Origin of the sequence: Streptomyces sp. SID3343 (assembly GCF_009865215.1) — a bacterium.
In the GTDB taxonomy this organism is placed as follows: Bacteria; Actinomycetota; Actinomycetes; order Streptomycetales; family Streptomycetaceae; genus Embleya.
Genome location: NZ_WWJX01000376.1, coordinates 1 through 772 on the forward strand (window position 1 = coordinate 1; position 772 = coordinate 772).

Here is a 772-nt window from a genome sequence, read left to right on the forward strand (position 1 = left end):
CGCCCCAGAGCCGCCAGATCGGACACCTCCCGCCCCCACACCACGGCGGGAACATCGGCCAGATCCAACACATCGGCCGAATCCTTGTGCACCACGACCTCGTAGCGGTGCCGGGTCAACTCGTTGTGCGCCCAACCCGCCTTCAAGCGGACATCCACCCCCACACCACGGCCCGCCGCCCACTCGGCAAACCACTCCGGCGCCACCACCAACTCCCGCTCCCCGAGCAGCGCCTTCTCCACCAACGTCCGCAACTCCTCCCGCGACGCGTCGGGATGCGCCGCCCGCTGCACCGCGACCTGCAGAACCCGAAGAGTCGCGGCATTGCGAACGTCACCGACAACGACCCGACCACCGGGCGCCAACAGATCCATGGCCTTGCACAGCACGTGCTCCAGGTACTCCACGCTCGGGAAGTACTGCACAACCGAATTGAGCACCACCGTGTCGAACCCGGACGAGGGCAACCCGGTGACGTCGTCGGCCGGTTGGGCACTCAGCCGGACCCGATCGCCGTAGCCGGCCCGCTCGGCCTGGGCCCGCACCCGCTCGACCACCGTGGCCGAGATATCGGTACCCCAGTACTCCTCGACCTCACCCACGATCTTCGCCAACAACAGACCCGACCCCACACCGATCTCCAACACCCGACGCGGCGAGAACCGCAACACCTGCGCCACCGCCGCATCCCGCCACTGCGCCATCTGCTCCAACGGAATCGGCTCACCGTCGTACGAAGACCTCCACAACCGGAAGTCCTCACCCCACGCCT

At 67.6% G+C, this 772-nt stretch carries 1 protein-coding gene; it reads right to left on the minus strand.

The window, feature by feature from the left end; genetic code table 11:
* Nucleotides 1-749: class I SAM-dependent methyltransferase (locus tag GT354_RS12305; protein ID WP_237534653.1), on the minus strand; the 749-nt coding region annotated here is incomplete at its 3' end.
* Nucleotides 750-772 lie beyond the last annotated feature (23 nt).